Annotated in this window: 18 protein-coding genes; 12 read left to right on the top strand and 6 right to left on the bottom strand. The window is 73.1% G+C overall.

Annotated elements, in window-relative coordinates; genetic code table 11:
• Positions 1–126: 126 nt before the first annotated feature.
• Both FHU30_RS39200 and FHU30_RS39205 read right to left on the bottom strand, forming a co-directional pair.
• On the bottom strand, positions 127–1,065 hold the full coding sequence (locus FHU30_RS39200) for an esterase/lipase family protein (protein WP_253882740.1): 939 nt from the start codon (positions 1,063–1,065) through the stop codon (positions 127–129).
• Positions 1,066–1,191: 126 nt separating this feature from the next.
• The gene (locus FHU30_RS39205; RefSeq protein ID WP_253882742.1) at positions 1,192–2,850 is read right to left on the bottom strand and encodes a beta-N-acetylhexosaminidase; all 1,659 of its coding nucleotides are present in this window, start codon (positions 2,848–2,850) and stop codon (positions 1,192–1,194) included.
• A 205-nt stretch (positions 2,851–3,055) separates the two neighbouring features.
• Here FHU30_RS39205 and FHU30_RS39210 point away from each other — a divergent pair, with 205 nt between their 5' ends.
• Positions 3,056–4,213: a TetR/AcrR family transcriptional regulator gene (locus FHU30_RS39210; protein WP_253882743.1), complete on the top strand. Its 1,158-nt coding sequence runs from the start codon at positions 3,056–3,058 to the stop codon at positions 4,211–4,213.
• A gap of 15 nt (positions 4,214–4,228) precedes the next feature.
• On the opposite strand, the gene FHU30_RS39215 is transcribed toward FHU30_RS39210, so the two are convergent.
• Positions 4,229–5,671 carry an amidase gene (locus FHU30_RS39215; RefSeq protein ID WP_253882745.1) on the bottom strand — a complete coding sequence of 481 codons (1,443 nt, stop codon included), beginning with the start codon at positions 5,669–5,671 and terminating at the stop codon, positions 4,229–4,231.
• A gap of 119 nt (positions 5,672–5,790) precedes the next feature.
• Between FHU30_RS39215 and FHU30_RS39220 the strand changes: the two genes are divergently transcribed.
• From FHU30_RS39220 to FHU30_RS39260, 9 genes are all read left to right on the top strand, one after another.
• A complete protein-coding gene (locus FHU30_RS39220) occupies positions 5,791–6,222 on the top strand; it encodes a hypothetical protein (RefSeq protein ID WP_253882746.1) in 432 nt (143 codons plus the stop codon).
• On the top strand, positions 6,222–6,581 hold the full coding sequence (locus tag FHU30_RS39225; RefSeq protein WP_253882748.1) for a cupin domain-containing protein: 360 nt from the start codon (positions 6,222–6,224) through the stop codon (positions 6,579–6,581). Before FHU30_RS39220 ends, FHU30_RS39225 begins: the two co-directional genes overlap by 1 nt.
• A gap of 180 nt (positions 6,582–6,761) precedes the next feature.
• Entirely contained in the window at positions 6,762–7,160 is a 399-nt protein-coding gene (locus tag FHU30_RS47455; protein ID WP_253882749.1) for a hypothetical protein, read from the top strand.
• Between the two features lie 140 nt (positions 7,161–7,300).
• Positions 7,301–7,879 carry an aminotransferase class V-fold PLP-dependent enzyme gene (locus FHU30_RS47460; protein WP_253882750.1) on the top strand — a complete coding sequence of 193 codons (579 nt, stop codon included), beginning with the start codon at positions 7,301–7,303 and terminating at the stop codon, positions 7,877–7,879.
• Positions 7,872–8,318, top strand: coding sequence for an aminotransferase class V-fold PLP-dependent enzyme (locus FHU30_RS39240; protein WP_253882752.1), 447 nt, complete (start codon positions 7,872–7,874; stop codon positions 8,316–8,318). Before FHU30_RS47460 ends, FHU30_RS39240 begins: the two co-directional genes overlap by 8 nt.
• A 179-nt stretch (positions 8,319–8,497) precedes the next feature.
• Complete coding sequence (locus FHU30_RS39245) at positions 8,498–9,055, top strand: NADPH-dependent FMN reductase (RefSeq protein ID WP_253882757.1); 558 nt, start codon at positions 8,498–8,500, stop codon at positions 9,053–9,055.
• Positions 9,022–9,207, top strand: coding sequence for a hypothetical protein (locus tag FHU30_RS39250; RefSeq protein WP_253882758.1), 186 nt, complete (start codon positions 9,022–9,024; stop codon positions 9,205–9,207). The genes FHU30_RS39245 and FHU30_RS39250 overlap by 34 nt, the downstream gene beginning before the upstream one ends.
• Positions 9,208–9,239: 32 nt before the next feature.
• A complete protein-coding gene (locus FHU30_RS39255; RefSeq protein ID WP_253882759.1) occupies positions 9,240–9,638 on the top strand; it encodes a winged helix-turn-helix transcriptional regulator in 399 nt (132 codons plus the stop codon).
• A gap of 123 nt (positions 9,639–9,761) precedes the next feature.
• Positions 9,762–10,730 (top strand): TIGR03557 family F420-dependent LLM class oxidoreductase, encoded by a 969-nt coding sequence (locus tag FHU30_RS39260; protein WP_253882763.1) that lies wholly within the window; start codon positions 9,762–9,764, stop codon positions 10,728–10,730.
• Here the strand turns inward: FHU30_RS39260 and FHU30_RS39265 are convergent.
• A complete protein-coding gene (locus tag FHU30_RS39265) occupies positions 10,682–11,431 on the bottom strand; it encodes a TfuA-like protein (protein WP_253882765.1) in 750 nt (249 codons plus the stop codon). The genes FHU30_RS39260 and FHU30_RS39265 overlap by 49 nt on opposite strands.
• A complete protein-coding gene (locus FHU30_RS39270; protein WP_253882767.1) occupies positions 11,428–12,633 on the bottom strand; it encodes a YcaO-like family protein in 1,206 nt (401 codons plus the stop codon). Before FHU30_RS39270 ends, FHU30_RS39265 begins: the two co-directional genes overlap by 4 nt.
• A gap of 175 nt (positions 12,634–12,808) precedes the next feature.
• Here FHU30_RS39270 and FHU30_RS39275 point away from each other — a divergent pair, with 175 nt between their 5' ends.
• Positions 12,809–12,985, top strand: coding sequence for a hypothetical protein (locus tag FHU30_RS39275; RefSeq protein ID WP_253882768.1), 177 nt, complete (start codon positions 12,809–12,811; stop codon positions 12,983–12,985).
• A 374-nt stretch (positions 12,986–13,359) separates the two neighbouring features.
• Positions 13,360–14,079, top strand: coding sequence for a Crp/Fnr family transcriptional regulator (locus FHU30_RS39280; protein ID WP_253882770.1), 720 nt, complete (start codon positions 13,360–13,362; stop codon positions 14,077–14,079).
• A gap of 42 nt (positions 14,080–14,121) precedes the next feature.
• On the opposite strand, the gene FHU30_RS39285 is transcribed toward FHU30_RS39280, so the two are convergent.
• On the bottom strand, positions 14,122–14,766 hold the full coding sequence (locus FHU30_RS39285) for a biliverdin-producing heme oxygenase (protein ID WP_253882772.1): 645 nt from the start codon (positions 14,764–14,766) through the stop codon (positions 14,122–14,124).
• Positions 14,767–14,848 lie beyond the last annotated feature (82 nt).

Genomic DNA, 14,848 nt, shown 5'->3' on the forward strand with positions numbered 1-14,848 from the left:
ACCGCCGCACGGGCCCACCAGGATGGCGAGCCCGCCTCCCGCCGCGCCATCGGTGAATTTACGTAACCGCGCGGCGCGGGGCCGGTCCGGACGGACGCCGGACCGGCCCCGGGGTGGCCGCCTCTGTCAGAAGGGGATGCCGCTGTCGCAGGTCACGGGCTGGGCGTGCGCCGGGTCGAGGGCGTTGGTGACCATGGTGACCACGCCCTTGTCATAGGCGAGGCCGGTGTGGCCTACCGGGTCGTCCGGGCAGGTGTCCTGGACGACCAGGTCGTGCGTGCCGGGCTCGTGCAGCGCCGCCGAGGTGTACGGGGTGATCGCCTCGTCGTGCTTGCTGATGAGGGTGGTGTAGTCGATGCCGGGCTGCGCGATCGGGGTGGCGGTGAAGTCCTTCATCACGTCCGAGCCGGCGAGGATGTCGGCGCATCCGGCGCAGGCCGTCCCGACGACCGGGCGCAGGTGCAGCACGTCCAGGATGGTGACCGCGCCGAACAGGTCGGTGCCGTGCGACGGCGGCGCGAGCGCGACGACGCGGCTCACCTTCGCGGCCATCCCCGGCACCTTCTTAGGGACGTACAGCGCCATGAAGCCGCCCTCGGAGTGCCCGACGAGCCGGACCTTGGCGGCTCCTGTCTCGCTGCGGACCTTGTCGATGAACGCGGCGATCTGCGTGGCGGACTCGGCGACGTGCCTGGTCCCGCCGTCGAACGCGCCGGTCCCGCCGTAGTTGAGGGAGTAGACGCAGTAGCCGGCGTTGGCGAGGGTCGGGCCGATCATCGCCCAGCCGTTGTACTGGTTGCCGTCGAGGCCGTGCAGCAGCACCACGGGCTCGGGGTGCGCGGGCGACGGCACGCAGCCGGGGACGTTCACACCGGGCGCGGACTGGCCCGGGTCCTGGCCGGTCAGGATGAACCGGGCCTCGTTCGCGCCCATCTGGGTGAGCGACAGGACGGGGTAGCGGCCCGTGTCGGCGGCGGCGGTTCCGGACGGGGCGGCGGCCGTCAGGACGGCGGTCGCGGCGGCGGCTCCTGCGGCGAGCAGGACCGAACGCAGAGTGAAGCCCATGGGGGTTCCTCTCTCGGGGGGTGGGCGGACGCCGGGCCGGGCCCGGCAGGTGGGCGGCGTGAGGCCGGGCAGGGGCCCGGCAGGTGGGCGACGTGATGCCGGGCAGGACCCGGCAGGTGGGCGGCGTCAGGCCGGGGCGTCGCCCGCGGCGCGGATGATCGGGAGGTAGAGGGCGTACAGCGGCGCGGGCTTGGGCGAGCCCCACGTCTGCTGGGCCATGACGCGGAGCCGGCCGTGGATCGCGCCGGCGAGTTCGGGTTCGGTCTTGTCGGACGGGTCGTTCATCCAGAGGCTCAGCATCGAGCCGAGGTTCCTGGACGGGTCGTCCAGGCGGGTTCCGTCCACGAACAGGTCGGCGTCCCACGTGTCGTACATGGCGGCGGTCGGGGCGGTGACCAGGGCTCCGAGCACGCCGGTCGTGTAGTAGGTGGGGGTGAACGCGGCGTTCAGGACGCGGTGGCCCTGGTCGACGAGCTGCTGGGCGGTGTAGGCGGGCCCGGTCCAGGGGTTCTGGACGAGGCCGCTGCGGGACCAGTGCTCGACGACGATGTCCGGGTTGACGGTGAGGGTGGCGTCGCCGGGCTTCAGGCCGTCGTTCCAGGCGCGGGCGGTCTTGCCGGCTGCGCGCACCAGGCCGTCCGCCCAGTCGAGGTAGCCGTAGAAGGCGTCCTTGCCGGTGGCGTCCGGGCCGTAGCGCTGCCGGGCGTAGGCCTGGAGCTGCGGGTAGGGCGAGTAGTCGCGCAGGTACTCGTCGCCGCCGATGTGCCAGTACGGGCCGGGGAACTGCGGCAGGAACTCCTGGATGAGGTCTTTCATCAGGGCGTACGCGGCGGGGTTGGACAGGTCGATCAGACCGTCCGCCGCCTTCCCGGCGCCGTCGAGCAGCCGCAGTTCGGGATGCGCGGCGAGGATGGGCTGCGCGTGGCCGGGCAGGTCGATCTCCGGGACGACCTGGACGCCGTACCGGGCCGCGTAGGCGATCAGGTCGGCCATCTCCTGCCGCGTGTAGTGCTGCGCCGCGACGATCTCGGGGTGGGTGCGGCTCTCCAGCCGGAACCCGTACACATCCGACAGGTGCAGGTGGAGGACGTCGAGCTTCAGGTACGCCATGTCGCGGATGCGGGCGCGGATCCAGTCGGGTGTCAGGTAGCGGCGCCCGAGGCCCAGCAGGAGCCCGCGCTCGGGATGGGACGGCCAGTCCACGGCGTGTCCGGCGCCGAGCGTCCGGCCCTGGTGCAGCAGCTGCAGGACGGTCCGGGTGGCGTCGAACACGCCGCGGACGGTCGCCGACCGGACGGCGATCGACGCGCCGACGTCCAGCCGGTACGCCTCGTCGCCCGCATGCCCGGACGGGCCGAGACCGAGCGCGATGTCACCGGGCCGCGCTGCGCCGACCGCGGTCGTGACCGGTGCCCCGGTGAGGGAGCGCAGGTCGGCGGCGAAGGTGTCGGCGGTCGCGGTCAGGGACGCGGCGTCCGCCGGCGAGACCACCACGTGCGCGTCGTCGCGGAAGGTGAAGGAGCCCGTGTCGGCGGTCCACTGCCGCAGCGCGGGAACGGTCGGCGCGCTCGTCCCGTCCGCCAGCGGCCCCGCCGGAGCCACCGGCCCCGCCGGAGCCAGCGGCCTCGCCGCTGCCGCCGGAGCCAGCGGCCTCGCCGCCCCGGCCGGAGCCGCGGCCGTCCGGGGGGTCAGTGCTTGCGCCGGGGTCGGTGCGAGTAGCGGCAGCGTGGCCGCCGCGAGGAACAGCCAAGCGGCGCGGGCCGGCTTCGCATCGGTCGCCTTCATGCCACCTCCAGGGGTCCGCGGCGTACCGCCCGCGGCCGCCGTGCCGTCCCCCGGCCGGGCTTCTGAGCGGGGAAGCTACCAGCGCCCGTCCGGCCCGTCCAGACCTAAGTTAACGATGATTAGGTCCGATCTACAGGTTTCACCAGCATGCCGACGTGAAGTTAATTTTCCCTAGGCCACATGCGGTTACGCGAGAATGGGGGGCGTGACGAGCACGAAGCGGCCCCGCGACCGCAGGGCGCAGATCCTGCGCGCGAGCGCGGAGCTGTTCCACCGGGACGGCTTCCACGGCGTCGGCATGGACCAGATCGCTTCGGAGGTCGGCATCTCGGGGCCCGCGATCTACCGGCACTTCCGCGGCAAGCGGGACCTCCTGCTGCACCTCGCCCTGGACTCCCTCGACCGCCTCGACGAAGCCGTCCGCCCCGGCACGCCGCTGGACGCGGCCCTGCGCGATCTCGCCGAGCTCGGCGCCGACCGCCGGGACCTCGGTTCGCTCTGGCAGCGCGAGATCCGGCACCTCGCCCCGGACGACCAGGTCACCGTCCGGAACCGGATGCGCTCGGTCGCGCTCGGCCTGCGCGCCCTGCTGGCCGAGGCCCGGCCGGGTCTCCCCCACGCCGACATCGACCTGCTGTGCTGGACGGTCCTGTCGGCCAACTTCAGCCTGACCAACCACGACGAGACCCTCCCGCCGGACGAGCTGGCCGCGCTGCTCCACGGGATGACCAGCGCGGTCGCCGAGGCCGTCCTCCTGCCGGCGGCGGCATCGGCCGCCGCCGCGCCCGCCGACGCCGTACCGCCCGAGGGCATCGCGTCCCGCCGCGAGACCCTGGTCGACACCGCCACCCGGCTGTTCGGGCAGCGCGGCTACCACGCGGTGAGCGTGTCCGACATCGGGGACGCCGCCGGGATCGCGGGGCCGAGCCTCTACCACCACTTCACCAGCAAGGGCGAGCTGCTGTTCGAGGCGCTGCACCGCGGCGCGGCGGCGATCCAGCTCAACCTGTCGGCGGCGCTGAGCACGGGCCCGACCGACGCCGAGCGCCTCGCCGCCGCCGTGCACTCCTACACCGACTTCGCGACCCGGCACGACTCGCTGGTCTCCGCGCTGATCTCCGAGGTCACGCACCTTCCCCCGGACCAGCTCCAGACCATCCTGCGCTACCAGCGGGAGCTGGCCGGGACGTGGACCCGCCTGCTGCTGGCCGTCCGCCCGGGGCTCCCGGAGATCCCCGCCCGCATCCGCGTCCACGGCGCGATCACCCTGATCAACGACCTCCCCCGCGTGCACGCCCTGCGCGCCCGTCCTGCCCTCGCCGACGACCTGACCGCGCTGGCGCTGACCGTCCTGAACTCCTGACGACCAGGCACCGCGTCAGGAAGCAGGGACGTCCGGAGGGGTGAGTCCGGCCCACGGGCGCGCTTGTTCGAGCTGGTGCGCCACTCGCAGGAGGACGTCCTCGCGCCCGTAGGCGGCGACGAGCTGGACGCCGATCGGGAGACCGTCCGCGGTCCGGTGGAGCGGCAGGCTGATCGCGGGCTGGCCGCTGATGTTGAACGGCTGGGTGAACGCCACCGCGCGCCGCGAGCGCATCCCCACGGCGCGCAGGTCGCTTCCGCTGAACGCCCCGAGCGGCGACGGCGGCTCTCCCGTCGTCGGGGTCAGCAGCAGGTCGAAGCCGTCGGCCCACCACCGGTGGATCGCGCGGCGCAGCAGCGTCCGGCCCTCCAGGGCCCGCGCGTAGTCGACCGCGGTGACCTCGCGCGCCTGCCTCGCGAGCGCCCAGTTGATCGGTTCCATGTCGTCCGCGGTGACCGGACGTCTGAGGGATTCGGCGAGCCGCGCCGCGACGGCGCCCATGCTGACGGTGCGCAGCAGGCCCGCGGCGCTGCCGGGCGCGCGATCGGCGAGCGCGGCGGGGAAGCCGTGCTCGACGCGGTGTCCGAGCGATTCGAGCAGCCGTCCGGTGTCGCGCGCCGCCGTCGCGCATGCGTCGTGGACGGCCTCGCCCCAGGGGTAGTGGTCGAGGAGCCCGATGCGCAGCGGGCCGGGCTCCGCGCCGAGTTCGCGCGCGTACGGACGGGCCGGCGGCGGCGCGATCACCGTGTCGCCCACGCCGGGTCCGGACACCGCGTCGAGCATCGCGGCGGCGTCGCGGACCGAACGCGTGTGGCAGAAGTGCACGCCGGGGCCGCTCTCGTCGCCGTCCGGTGCCAGCGTCACCCGTCCCTGCGACGGTTTCAGGCCGACCAGCCCGCAGCAGGACGCCGGGACGCGGATCGAGCCGCCGCCGTCGCTGGCGTGCGCGACCGGGACCATGCCGGACGCGACGGCCGCCGCCGACCCGCCGCTCGATCCGCCGGCCGACCGTCCGGGATCCCACGGGTTGCGGGTCGGGCCCCAGGCCGCCGGTTCGGTCGTGGGCAGGCTGCCGAACTCGGCGCTGTTCGTCCGGCCCGCGGTGACCAGGCCCGCGGCGCGGAAGCGCGCGACGATCGCGGAGTCGGCGGTGGCCGGAACCGCCGCCTTTTTCAGCCGCACGTTCCCGTCGCTGCGGGGCTGCCCCGCATAGGCGACCAGGAAGTCCTTGAGCAGGAACGGCACGCCCCGGAACGGACCATCGGGCAGCGGCCCGGACGCCGTGGTGCGCGCCTCGTCGAACCAGCGCATCACCACCGCGTTCACCCCCGGATCGAGATCGGTGATCCGCTCGATCGCGGCTTCGAGTAATTCGGCGGGCGTCACCTGCCCTGCGCTCACGAGAGCGGCCTGCTCCGTCGCGTCCATCCATCGCGTTTCGTCCGCGAGCGAAGCCATGCACGCCTCCTGCCACCGCCGTTCCCGTCGGCTCAGCGTAAAGCGGGACCTCGGAACGGGGTGCGCTATTCCTTTGAGGGAATCGCCAAGCCGCCTCCTGCGGCAGCAAACTGCTCCGCGTGAGCAACGAACTTGATGTGAAAGAGCTGGCCGAACGCTATATCGCCCAATGGAACGAGCCCGACGCCGCGGCGCGCTCCGAGCTGATCCGGGAGCTGTGGGCCGTGGACGGCATCCAGGTGCTGACCGATCCGCCGCAGGAGATCCGCGACGCCGCCGCGAGCCTCAACTTCCCGGTGCCGCACCTGGAGGTCCGGGGGCACGACGCCATGAACGCGCGGGTGACGCGCGCCTACGAGATGTTCGTCGCGGAGGGCGAGTACGCCTTCCAGGCGGCCGGTGAGGTCTCCGTCCTGCTGCCGAACGTGATCGGCGTCCGATGGGCGATGGTGACACGCGGCGGCGAGACCGTCGGCGAGGGCCTGGACGTCCTGGAGCTCGACGCGGACGGCAAGATCAGCACCGACTGCCAGTTCATCGGGAGGAACTGATGCGGTACACCAGGATCGTCCGCGGCGATGACGGCGGGTCGGTGTTCGAGGACGACCGGATCCCCCTGGACGAGCGGCATGTCGCGGACGGCGTGCCGCCCATGGCGGTGGGCGGCCTGCCCTCGGCGGCCGGGGTGCTGTTCCTCCGCAGCGCGGAGTTCGACAGCGCGCCGCACCCGGCGCCGCGCCGGCAGTGGGTCGTGATGCTGCGCGGGACGATCGAGGTGGAGGTCACCGACGGCGGCCGGCGGCGCTTCGGCCCGGGTGACATGGTCTTCGTCGACGACACCACCGGGAAGGGCCACGTCACCACGGGCATCGGCCCGGCGCCTTTCGAGGCCCTCTTCATCCCGGTCTGATCGCGGCCGGAACGGTCGCGAGTTTCCCCCATGAGGGGCTCGGGGGAGGCCAAAGCGGGCTCGATCCACGGGCTCCGGCAGGGCCGCTTTCCATGCCCAACGTCACTGCGGCCCAAAGTTCCGGAATATTGCGAAGCCCCCGGAGGTCGGTCGGACCGGTCGGCGGGGAGGGACGAAAGCGTGAGATATCTACGCAGGAGCGGCATCGTCTGGCTGCTGGCGGGATGCGCCTTCCCCGCCCTGGCCGGCTGCAGCGACCAGGGCGTGCGCGGCGGGAGGTCCGCGACGTCCCACGACCGGAATCAGAAGGGGAAGCAGTTCCGAGATCCGTTAGCCACCGGGCCGCCCGCGGCGGCAGCGGCGCCCGCCGATCCCGTCATCGGGATCGACCGGGCGGGGAACCAGATCCGGCGCAGCCAGATCATCCAGCAGTCCGAGGAGTACCCGGAGCGCTCGTCCGGCGAGGCCGGCGCGGTCTGCCAAGCCCTGCTCGCGAAGTTCCGGCTCACGGGCGGACGGGTGAAGCACGGCGACGAGTACGTCACCGCCTGCGTCCTCGGCATGATCGACGGCCACTGACACCAGCGGCAGAAGGCCGGCCGCCGCCGGGGCGGACTGCACCACCCTGGCGGCGTCCGGCCCGTTCGCTCGCCGACCACCGCTCCCACCTGGCCACTCGGCAACGCGGGGCGGTTTGCCGGGCCGATAGGATCGCCAGAGTGGATCTTGAGGAAGCGGTGCGGCTGTGGGAGCCCGAGCCGGGCTGGTTGAACTCCGCCAGCTACGGCATCCCGCCGGGAACGGCGTTCGAGGCACTGCAGGACGCACTCGCCGAGTGGCGGCACGGGGTCACCGGATGGGACGAGTGGGACCGTTCCACCAACCGGGCGCGCGAGGCGTTCGCGCGGCTGGTCGGGGTCGCGGGCGAGGACGTGGCCGTGGGGGCGTCCGCCGCGCAGCTGCTGGCGCCGGTCGCGGCGTCGCTGCCGGCCGGGTCGCGCGTCGTCGTCCCCGACATCGAGCAGACGTCGAACCTGTTCCCCTGGCTCGTCAACGACCTCGACGTGGTGACGGTGCCTCCGGCGGAGGTCGCCGGCGCGATCGACGGGCGGACGGACGCGGTCGCCTTCAGCCTCGTCCAGTCCGCGACGGGCGAGGTCGCCGCCATCGATGAAGTCGTCGCGGCGGCGCGGGAGCATGGGGCGCTGCTGGTCGCCGACGCCACGCAGGCGGTCGGTGGCTGCCGGTCGACGCGTCCCGGTTCGTTGTGCTGGCGGTGTCGACCTACAAGTGGCTGATGTGCCGCGCGGCACCGCGTTCTGCTACGTGAGCCCGGCCGTGCGGGACCGCATCCGCCCGCTCGCCGCCAACTGGTACGCCGGTGAGGGCGACGCGTCGTACGGCCCGCCGCTGCGGCTGGCGAAGGACGCGCGGCGCTTCGACATCGCCGTCCCCTGGTTCTCCTACGTCGCGGCCGCGCCGACGCTGGAGCTGCTCCTGGAGATCGGCATCGAGCAGATCCACGAGCACGACGTCGGGATGGCCAACCGCTTCCGCGCCGGGCTCGGCATGCCGCCGAGCGACAGCGCGATCGTGAGCGTCAGCCGTCCGGGCGCGTCCGAGCGGCTCCAGGCGGCGGGCATCCGCGCTTCGGTCCGCAAGGGCGCCGCGCGCCTGGCCTTCCACCTCTACACCACCAAGGACGACGTCGACGCCGCCATCGCCGCCCTGAGCTGACCCGCGAGCCCTTTCCGCTCCCATCCGGCCACCTTTCCTCGGGCTGCGGTCATCCCTCCCCGGCGGCCATTCGGATAGAGGGAACATCGGTGTTACCAATGGAGCCGAAAGTGCCTTCTACCGCCGCCTGCGGAGCCGCTGAACAATGGTCGGGAAATCTCCGGAACAAAGGGGCGGATATGACGAAGATCGCTATCATCGTGGGCACCACGCGGCCGGGCCGGGTCGGGCACCGGGTCGCCGAGTGGGTGCACGGGATCGCCGGGAAGCGGCCCGAGGCCGAGTACGAGATCGTGGACCTCGCCGACCAGGGCCTGCCGCTGCTGGACGAGGCGGTCCCGCCCGCGGCCGGCCAGTACGCCGGCGACCACACCAAGCGCTGGGCGGACGTGGTGAGGGCCTTCGACGGGTACGTGGTGGTGACGCCGGAGTACAACCACGGAATCCCCGCGGCGCTGAAGAACGCCTTCGACTTCGTCCACGCCGAGTGGAACGACAAGGCGGTCGGGTTCGTCGGCTACGGCGCGGTCGGCGCGGCGCGCGCGGTGGAGCAGCTGAAGCAGGTCGCGGTGGAGCTGAGCATCGCGCCGGTGTCCGCGCAGGTCACCCTGCTGATCCCTGGCGACTTCCCGGCCTACCCCGACTTCGCCCCGCAGGAGTTCCGCGAGGCCGAGGTCGAGCGCGTGCTGGACCAGGTGGAGGCGTGGTCGAAGGCGCTGGCGACCGTCCGCTCCTGACCCCGCGGCGCGAGATCTTCGGGCACTCGCTCGCGGTGTTCGGCGTCGACCCGTCCGGGCTGGACGAGCGGGACCACCGGGCCTCGCTGGAGCTGTTCGCCACCGACGTCGCGCCCGTGCTGCGCACCGCGCCGCCCGTCCCGCCGGATTGACCCCTATTCCCTATCGGTTATACGGTGAATAGGTGGCCGAAGGGAGCGCGATGCACGCCGGATCTCGACTGCCCGACGACGTGGAGCCCGACACCTGCGCGGCGTTCCGCGACGCCCTGGACCGGGTCGGCAGCAAGTGGGGCATCGCCGTCATCGCCGCCGCGGGCGAGGGGCCGATCCGCTTCGGCGAGCTGCACCGGACCATTCCGGGCATCAGCCGCCGCATGCTGACCCTGACGCTGCGCACGCTGGAGCGCGACGGGCTGCTGACCCGGACCGTCCACCCGACCGTCCCGCCGCAGGTCGAGTACACCGCGACCGACCTGGCCCGGGACCTGTTCGCCTCGACCCGCGCCTTGTCGGCCTGGGCCGAGAACAACCACGAGAAGATCGCCGCCGCGCGCGCCGCCTACGACGACGCGGCCACCTGACGCCCCTCGGGGTGCGGCGGTCCGCCCCGCGCCGAGGGTCCGATCAGGCCAAGGAATGGCAAGCATCGGCGCGAGCGGCGCGCGCGGTGTATGGGCGGCCCGGGGCCGGGTAGGCGGGCCGATATGAAGCTGGGATACAAGCTCGCGTCCGAGGTGTTCGGTCCCCACGACCTGCTCGCGCAGGCGAAGATGGCCGAGCAGGCCGGGTTCGACTTCGTCGAGATCAGCGACCACTACCACCCGTGGGTGGAGGAGCAGGGGCACTCGCCGTTCGCCTGGTCGGTGCTCGGCGCGATCGCGGCCGGGACCACCACGCTCGAACTGGCCACGGGCGTGACCTGCCCGACCGTCCGCTACCACCCGGCGATCATCGCCCAGGCCGCCGCGACCGTCGCGGTCATGTCGGGCGGCCGGTTCACCCTCGGCGTCGGGTCGGGAGAGCGGCTGAACGAGCACGTCGTCGGGGCGGGCTTCGCCGAGTCGGTCGGGACGCGGCACGACATGCTCCGCGAGGCGCTGGACGTCATCCGGCTGCTGTGGGACGGCGGCTACCAGTCCTACCAGGGCGAGCACTACGAGCTGGCCGCCGCGCGGGTCTGGGACCTGCCGGACCGGCCGCCGAAGATCGTGGTCGCGGCGGGCGGCCCGCGCGCGGCGCGGCTGGCCGCCGAGCACGGCGACGGCATGTTCACCACCGAGCCCGGCGCGTCCCTGAACGAGACCTACCGCAAGCACGGCGGCACCGGCCCGCACTACGCCGAGATGCCGCTGTCGTGGGCGCCGGACGAGCAGACCGCCGTCACCGCCGCGCACAGGATGGCGCGCTGGTCGAACGGCGGCTGGCCGGTCATGGCGGAGCTGCCCAACCCGCCCGGGTTCGCCGCCGCCTCGCAGACCGTCACCGAGGACGACATGCGCAAGGCGATGCCGTGCGGGCCGGACGTGACGCGCTACGTGTCGTCCGCGCAGACCTACCTGGACGCGGGGGTCGACCATCTCGTCCTGCAGAACTGGGGTTCCGACCCCAAGGGGTTCATGGAGTTCTACCGCAGCGAACTTGAAGGACGGCTGCGCGCCCTGTCCCCGTCCTGAGCAGGCCGGGCCTCACGCCACGGCTTGGCGGTCATGAACCGGACGAGGTCGTCGGTCTTGGTCCGGAACGCGCCGATGCCGGCCAGTTCCGCATCGGCGTCGGCGGGCGCCAGAGCCGAGTGCCGCAACAGCAGTTCCTTCGCCAGGCGCAGGGTGCGTTCCCCGTACCAGCGGTGCTTCAACGCGGCCGTGACCGCCTCGGCGGACGCCGCGCTGATCCGTTCGCGTGCGGCGAGGCCCGCCAGCCAGCCGCGCAGGTGGATCAGCGGCTCCGACAGGGGCGCGTGGGGCGCGGCGGCGCCGTGCAGCAGCGCCACTTCGTCGTCGTCGAAGTCGGGGTCTTCGGCGTAGCGGCGGTAGACGGCCCCGAATCCGGTCATGCCCAGGTGGCGCATCTCCGCCGCGCGGATCGCGCCCATCGACGACAGCCCCCACACGCGCCAGCCGGCCTCAAGGGCGTCCCGGATCTCCATGTGGCCGACCGAGGGGTAGCTGTGGAACGTCCCGTCCACGATGGCCAGCGCGCCCGGTTCCCGCCCTTCGGCGAGCAGCGCCGCGACCCCGCCGCGCCGCACCGGCGGCCGAACCTCGACGGTCGCGGGGAACAGCCCGGCATGCTCCGGCCCTTGAGCGGACGGCCCGTCGTGCACCAGGCCGTGGGCGGACGGCCCGACGAACACGACCAGCTCCGTGGCGTTCACAGGACTCCTGCCGTCTCGGCGAACCGGGCCAGCCTCGGGCCGAGGCGGCGCTGGCGCGGATCGAAGTGCTCCAAACGCGGAACGACGACCTTCACCACTGCCAGCGGCGAGTCCGGGCCGGACAGCACGACCCGCAGCACTTGGCGCATGCCGTTGCGTTCCAGCGCCGCCAGCAGCACCCGCAGCGCATCGGCGATACCGCCGACGGCCTGTTCACCGACCGCCGTGTAGGGAACGGACCGCGACCGGTCGGTGAGCCGTTCGCGGACCTGCGCGGTCGCGCTCCGTTCCGCCTCCTCGCCGCGGTCGGCGAAGTAGTGGAAGCGGTCGATGACGTCGTCGCGTCCGCCGTGGATGAACGACAGGCGCGACTGCGCGGCCTCGGCGAGCGCCCGCACCGCCGCGATCTCCTTCAGCGGGTGCAGTCCGGCGCCTTCGGCGATGGTGATGGGCGCGTGGTCGTCCTCGTCCAGGATGAACCCCTCGAAGAACGGCAGCCCGAAGTCGTTCGGGGTGTGGCGCAGCCCCCAGCGCAGCCCGGCCTGCTCAAGCCGCTCCCGCAGTTGCGCGAGATCGGGGGCGGCGCCGTCCAGATCGACGTACTCGGAGCGGTCGCGGAAGTAGTTGAACGATTTGACGTCGCGTTCGACCACCTCGCACAGGCCGTGCAGCGTCGCCTCCGCCACAGTGTTGCCGGACGCCAGCCCGTTGGTCGTGGTGCCGAAGACGCTCTGCGCCGGATTCTGCGCGTAGGGATGGAAAACCAGCTCGGCGGGGACAAGGAGTTCAGCCCCCGAGGCCAGGTCATGGGCCTTCACACAGGCGAGGGGCCCGTCCGGGTCCACGGGCCGTCCCAGCAAAGGGCAAAGGTCGACGAATTCGAACTCAGCGGCCTTTTGCCCGGCAATGCCACGCGGCGTGGAGAGCTCTTCTTCGACGTTCGCGTTGGGATATTGCGCCAGCGCGAACTCGATGGCCTCCATGTAGGCGCCGACGCGCGCCTCGTCCGGATGGACGCCTTTCCCTGCGTTCACGCACAGCGACCCGCGGGCGGCTCCGGGCCGGATCGAGGCGAACACCGGGATGCCGAGGCAGTCCAGCCAGGTCGTGTCGGTGACCCGCACGATGCCCAGCCGGGCGGCCATGTCCTTCGCCGCGGCGAGCGTGTCCGGGAGCGGCACGGCCCGCAGGCTGGAGGTCATCCTGTGCATGGTGATCCATCCAACCCTGCGCCCGGAGATTCCCGCCTCCGAACCTCGCCATGGCCGGTTACGGCCAGCGCCTCGCGCCGCCCTCTACGCGACCTGGCTGCACCGTCCAAGCGCCGCTTATCGTAATCCGGCACCACGACCGGAGCAGCGAACGGAGACCACACCGATGAACACGAACAGCGACGCTTTCTCCCTGGACCCGCGGACGACGGAACGCGTGGCGAATTTCCTCGACGACGCCGAGGTCCAGATGAACGCGCAGTCCTACGCGGCCACCGCAATCGAATACCACGGCTCGTTCACCCCGCTCCCCCACCCCGACGACACCACGCCCGCCTCCTGAGCCTCCCCTGGCGTGCCCGGGCAGCAGGGGGTTCCGGGCCGGGGATCTGACTGTGAGTCAGAGGACGCAGACGGGATGGGTCCCGGGAGGCACCATGAGGGTCGGGCGGGGTGTTCGCTGGGGGGAGCGGGTGCCCCGGTGGGGGCGCCCTCGATCGCCGAGGTGAACGTGGGAGGTTGCCAGGCAGTCGTCAGCAGCGCGCAGTGGCGCGGCACGCAGGGTCACCGGCGGCGCCGCGGCGACCGGTAGAAGCGGACCGGCGCCCGCGGCTCGGGCCTCATCGCCCCACTCCCCCCATCCGCCGCGGGCGCCGGTCTTCCCGTCCCGACACGCGAGCCCCCTTCCCCGGGGAGGCTCGGAGAACGGATGCCCCGTTGATCGACAGGAAACTCCCGGCGCGGCCCGACGACTTCTGGAGCGCGCTGACGGCCGCCGAGCGGGACGCGCTGCGCGCGGTGGCGCGGCCGCGGACGTTCGCGGCGCGGACACCGCTGTGCCTGCAGGGCGACGAGTCGGACCACATCATCGTGATCGAGTCGGGCTGGGTGAAGGTCGCCTCGTCCACCGAGGACGGCACGGCGGTGGTGCTGGCCGTGCGGGGGCCGGGCGACCTGGTGTGCGAGAGCGCGGTGCTCGGCGCGCGGCACCGGTCGGCGACGGTGACGGCGCTGTCGGTGGTGCGGGCGCGGGTGGTGCCGGCGGCGCGGTTCACCGCGTTCCTGGACGCGCACCCGCGGGTGTGGCGCCTGGTGAGCGGCACGTTCGTCCGGCGGCTGGACGACGCGGACCAGCGGGCGCGGGCGCACGTGGCGGTGCGCGGCGACCAGCGGCTGGCGCTGCTGCTGGCGCACCTGGCGGAGCTGTCGGCGCGGCACGTCCCGCCGGCGCCGGACGGCGGGGTGGACATCGCGCCGCCGCTGTCGCAGCAGGAGCTCGGCTCGTGGATGGACGCCTCGCGCGAGACGGTCGCGCGGGGCCTGAACCGGCTGCGGCAGGAGGGCCTGGTCCGGACGGGCTGGCGCCGGATCACGGTCGTCGACCCGGCGGGCCTGGTCGAGTTCGCCCACCGCCCCGCCGACACCGCCGACGACTGACCGCCGCAGCGCAGCGGTCGGGTCGACAGCTCGGCGGTGGGTTTACAGTGCGGCGGTGAGGTCGGCGTTGAGACGGTAGGCGCGGCGGACCTCGGCGATGAGGTGGGCGCGTTCGGCGGCGTCCCAGGGGGCGCGGTCGAGCTGGGCGCGGTAGCGGTCCTTGTAGGACTTGGGCTTGCCGGGGAAGGCGTAGAACCGGGCGCCGTCGGCTCCGTCCTGCAGGCCGAACACCTTGCGGATCTGCTGGCCCATGTACTGGCCGCCCGACAGGTCGCCCATGTAGCGGATGTAGTGGTGGGCGACGAACCCGCCGCGGCGCTTCCCGGCGGCGCGGATCGCGGCGACGTAGCGGCGGGTGGCGGCGGTCGGGACGGGCGCTCCGGGGCGTCCCTGGAAGTGGGCCAGGTCGGCGTGCAGGGCGTCGCGGCGGCGCAGGCCCGGCAGGTCGAACGCGGCCGTGACCGGGTCGGCGGCCCACCGGTCGGTGAGGTCCTCCAGGGCGTCGTAGATGTGGCAGAGCTGGCCGAGGTAGCGGGCGTAGGCGGCGCGGTCGAGGCGTCCTTCGACCAGGTCGGTGAGGAACGCCGAGCCCTGGATCTCGTCGTGGTCGCGCCGGGTCGCGGCGCGCAGCTCGGCGGCGAAGCCCTCCGGCCCGGCCCGGCGGGCGGTCGCGCGGTCGGTGCCCATGTCGTCCCCTTCCGGCGTGCCGTCCGCCCCGGACGGGCCTTACTGGCCCGGCCCGAGAACGGCGGCGCTTTTCCCGACGTGT

This window comes from Actinomadura rupiterrae (genome assembly GCF_024172125.1).
In the GTDB taxonomy this organism is placed as follows: domain Bacteria; phylum Actinomycetota; class Actinomycetes; order Streptosporangiales; family Streptosporangiaceae; genus Spirillospora; species Spirillospora rupiterrae.